Origin of the sequence: Mucilaginibacter sp., assembly GCF_964263795.1 — a bacterium.
Classification (GTDB): domain Bacteria; phylum Bacteroidota; class Bacteroidia; order Sphingobacteriales; family Sphingobacteriaceae; genus Mucilaginibacter.
Map to the genome: position 1 here is coordinate 1 of NZ_CAXVWK010000013.1, position 4066 is coordinate 4066.

General features: G+C 41.1%; 4 protein-coding genes and 1 pseudogene. All 5 read right to left on the reverse strand.

What is annotated here, in order from left to right:
• Window positions 1–843: amidohydrolase family protein (locus ACE5CV_RS01190; protein ID WP_374948321.1), on the reverse strand; the 843-nt coding region annotated here is incomplete at its 3' end.
• A 48-nt stretch (window positions 844–891) separates the two neighbouring features.
• Window positions 892–1383: a hypothetical protein gene (locus ACE5CV_RS01195; protein WP_374948322.1), complete on the reverse strand. Its 492-nt coding sequence runs from the start codon at window positions 1381–1383 to the stop codon at window positions 892–894.
• 158 nt (window positions 1384–1541) lie between these two features.
• Complete coding sequence (locus tag ACE5CV_RS01200) at window positions 1542–2561, reverse strand: alpha/beta fold hydrolase (RefSeq protein WP_374948323.1); 1020 nt, start codon at window positions 2559–2561, stop codon at window positions 1542–1544.
• A gap of 45 nt (window positions 2562–2606) precedes the next feature.
• Window positions 2607–3620, reverse strand: a complete 1014-nt coding sequence (locus tag ACE5CV_RS01205; protein ID WP_374948324.1) for a hypothetical protein — start codon at window positions 3618–3620, stop codon at window positions 2607–2609.
• Between the two features lie 34 nt (window positions 3621–3654).
• Window positions 3655–4066 (reverse strand): annotated as a pseudogene (locus tag ACE5CV_RS01210) (alpha/beta hydrolase); the annotation flags it as partial.

The window sequence follows — 4066 nt, forward strand, 5'->3', positions numbered from 1 at the left end:
TAAATAATACGAAGTACGAAGCGTTAATTTCCCCTGTTTGGCCAGTTCTAACGCAATGCTGTAATCTTCAGGGAAGTTCTGGCCACCACCAGCAGCATCGATCGCACTGGTCAATCCGTACTTGTTCAGCTCATGATAATACTGTTGTGTTGAATTCAATCGTTCTTCGTGGGTAAGAACTGTTGTCAATGCAAGCGTAGTATAGATTGCTTTCGGCGTTTGCTTGGCATACATCATCCCGGTTGGATCTCCGTGATCATCAAGCTCAATCAGGCTCCCATCATATTTTGTGTCTCTGGTATATTTTAAAACTTCAATTCCTTTTTTATTCAGGAACGCTTTGCCGTATAAGTAAGTAATAAATACAGGCTTATCAGGAACTGCTTCATTAATTTCATCCAGGGTTGGCTGCCTTTTTTCTTCAAATTGATATTCATTCCAACCGCCAATTACTTTTATCCATACAGCCTCCGGCGTTCGTGCTGCCTGTTCTTTCAACATTTCCATCGCGCGTTTGAGTGTCTTTACGCCATCCCAACGTAACTCAGCATTGTAATGGAGACCCTCCCGTATAATATGGATATGGCTGTCATTTAATCCCGGCACAACGGTCTTACCGGCTGCATCAATCACGCGTGTTGCGCCGTCTTTGAAATTGGTGAGTATTTCTTTAGAACTGCCAACTGCCAGGATTATTCCATCTTTCACTGCCACCGCCTGTTTAAACTCGCCCGGCCTTGTCATGGTGGCAATCTTTCCATTGACTATGATAAGATCTGATTTTTGTGCTGGCAATTTTACCAGGATCACCATGGTAAGTGATATTAAAAACATCTTTTTCATAAACTACTATTTAGCAACAGTTAAAGAATATTGATTAGTGAATCAGGCTTAGCTACCTGGTATCTTTGTATTGCGATCGTGGTGGAACATCAAGATGCCTCGTACATTTTCAGCTGCGGCGATGACGCCCGAGATAAACAGTACTTTATTGGGTTGGTCTGGATTGTCAAACCGAAAACATTCCAGAATAGAAAAATCACTGGCCGATATGTAAATCTTTTCCTGCATCCATAATAGCCGCTTTCCTACCAGCATAAAATCATCCGTATAACCCTTTTCATGCAGATCAATAATGGTGGAGACTAAAGGACTATGTTGTATAAATACGTCATTTATTTCTCCCGTTCCTGCCATAGCATTCCTATTATAACGACTGACGTCATTGTGCGACAAAAGCGTGACCATTCCATTATTATTTTGACTTTTTCGAAAATCTGTCCGTATTACCAGCCCGATATAGAGAGTGACATTGTTTAATAGTACTGGCATTCTTTGCGGCAAAGACCATTTGGCTTTCGAAGTCCATAGGTACCCACTCATGGTTTGTAGCGTTTAATAATTCCGTCGACGGGTTTTGTGAGTGGGCAGTTATTACACCCGTGATTACGCATACGGCCAGCATCCTCTTAATAGTCGTTTTGATGACTTTACTATTTTGCTTAAGCGATCAAGTTGATAGGGTGTAGGTGATGGAACTTTCATCCCTTTCCTACGAAGAAATCCATCAATCCTTTTTGTACCTGGGCAGTTTGCTCCTGAACCACCCAGTGGCCCGAACCTGTAATTTTGACTTCGGAAACATTATTGGCAACAAGCCTGCAATGAGTGGCTAAAAATGGAGCGCTAAAGTATTCACCACCCATAGCAAGTAATGGCATAGTCAATTTCTTTTTCATGAATTCGTGATTGTCTATCACATCTTTTGAAAATTCGCCGAACCAGTGAAAACTGCCCGTAGTGGAGCCCTTTGTAGAGTAGGCTCTTATAAATTCATCTGCCTCTTCTTTTGTGAAAGGGTTTTTATTAGGCGTAACCGTCGTCCAGAAATCTGTGAAGAATTCTTTTTCCTTCCCAGCTACAACATCCCCTGCAACAGGGCGTGAAAAGAAGCCGAAGTGCCATACCGTTGTGGAAATCTGGTGCCAAACAGGTTCAACCCCGGGGATCAAAGCATCCAGTAAGGCTACTTTTTTTACTTCGTCTCCGTACTGTGCAGCATAAGCATACGCTACCATCAAACCAATATCATGACCGACAAGGTTAATGCTCTTATAACCCAGTTTCTTTACGAGTTCATGCAGGTCTGTGGCCATTGTTTTTTTATCGTAACCGCCCGCAGGTTTGTCAGATTCGCCTATTCCTCTAAGGTCAGGCGCTATAACAGTAAAATGTTTGGACAGTTCCGGCAATAGCCTGTTCCACATATACCAGTTTTGTCCGAAGCCATGAATTAAAACTATAGGCTCACCCTCACCGCCAATTACATAATGAATGTTTACGCCATTTACATTTGCCATTTGGTGTTTGAAGTTTGACGGCGGTGCAGCAGGCTGAACAGATGATGGTTCTGTTTTTACAGTTGCAGCATTTTCATTCACCTGCGCGGGTTTGCCTGGATTATTACAGGCTAACATTAATGATGATGCGAGGATGAAAAGAAATAAGGGAAGTTGTGGTTTACTAACGGTCTTGTTTAATTGAATTGAAACTGGGTTCATGGTAGTCTTTTTAAGTGTTTGGTATTTTTCTGTATTAAGGAAGGATCATTTCGTTTCCTGGCTTGCTTTGATGTCCTTATAGGCGCTGGGAAGATTAAAATTGAAATGAAGCCAGTCGAAAAGAATATAGCCTTTATTGAAGTCGCTCATTTTAACAGCTTCTTTTGTTTGTTCCAGGGTAAGACCTTTGCTTAAGGCATCTTCTACATTTCTTTTAAGCGCTTCTACATAATCAAGAGTATATTTTATCCCCGCTTTTGTTGTTATCCGCCCATGACCAGGAATAACAATTGCGTCATCAGGTAAGAAGTCATATATTTTCTTTAGATTAACTACAGGTTCTAAGAAGTAGCCATCGAATAGCCAGGGTATAGCTGGACTCTCTGCAATAAAGGGATTGCCTGCCCAAAAAACCTTTGAACTGGCCAGCCAGATAAAAAGGTCGGCTGGAGATTGGGCAATGCCTGTATTTATAAACTCAACAACTTTTCCGTTACCTAAATCAATTTTGAGATTATTATTTTTTGGTATTACTATATCAGCCGGCCTGAAAGTTGTTGCTTCTATACCTCTGTCCTTTCCAAATAACATCACCATAAATTGCTTTATGTATTCATATTTCTTTGCAAGGTTATCTTTGGCAAATTCATTTTGAATGATGATAGTAGATGCCGGAAGCAGGTAATCAGTAAAGCAATGATCTCCATGGTCACTTGTATTCACCGCGTAGATGATCGGCTTATTCGTTACTGACCTTATCAATTTTATTTCCTGATCAAACAATCGTTTTGTTAACATTACTTCTATCAGCATTACACCCTTTTCTCCCACTATAAATCCACCAGTTGTTGCCTGCGGAATTCCTTTTGCTGTTTCTACCTCTGCAGTAGCCGGGATTATTGCATAAACGTCAGGCGATATCTTTTGCAGTGTCAGCTCTGTTTTATTGGCATCCCATATTGGCACATGAGGAGGCATGGGGAATTGCGCCATTGCCGGTGCTGTGAATAAAATGATTGCGAAAATCGCAGCTGCAGATGCCCTTTTTATTAATGTCATTTTCTTTGTCTTTATATTTAGATAATTGGTTGCTCTAGGTTGTTTGTTTCTTAATCCAGTCAATGATGTAATCTGCATCCTCTTTCCAGGTTGGCTGGCCCAGTACAAAATGATTTCGCCCCTTAAACTCTTTGTAATCCGTGACTGAGCTACTTATTTTATACTTTTTGTAATTAGCATAGTTTAGCGAAGCTGGTATGCTGTGATCTTCACTACCGGAAGTGAGGAGTAATGGCGCATGTTGACTTTCAAAGTTTACCTTGGCTGCCCCTGATATCGTGTCTCTTACGATCAATTTTGATTCGGGAACCGCAAATCTGTAATAGGACGTCTTTTGTTCGTCGCAGGTCATTCCGTTTGTAAAGGAGTATTGCCAGTTTCTGAATGACATTAAATAACTTTCTTTTGTAGATGTGAAGAAGCCTAATGCGCCCCACCCGGCTTTA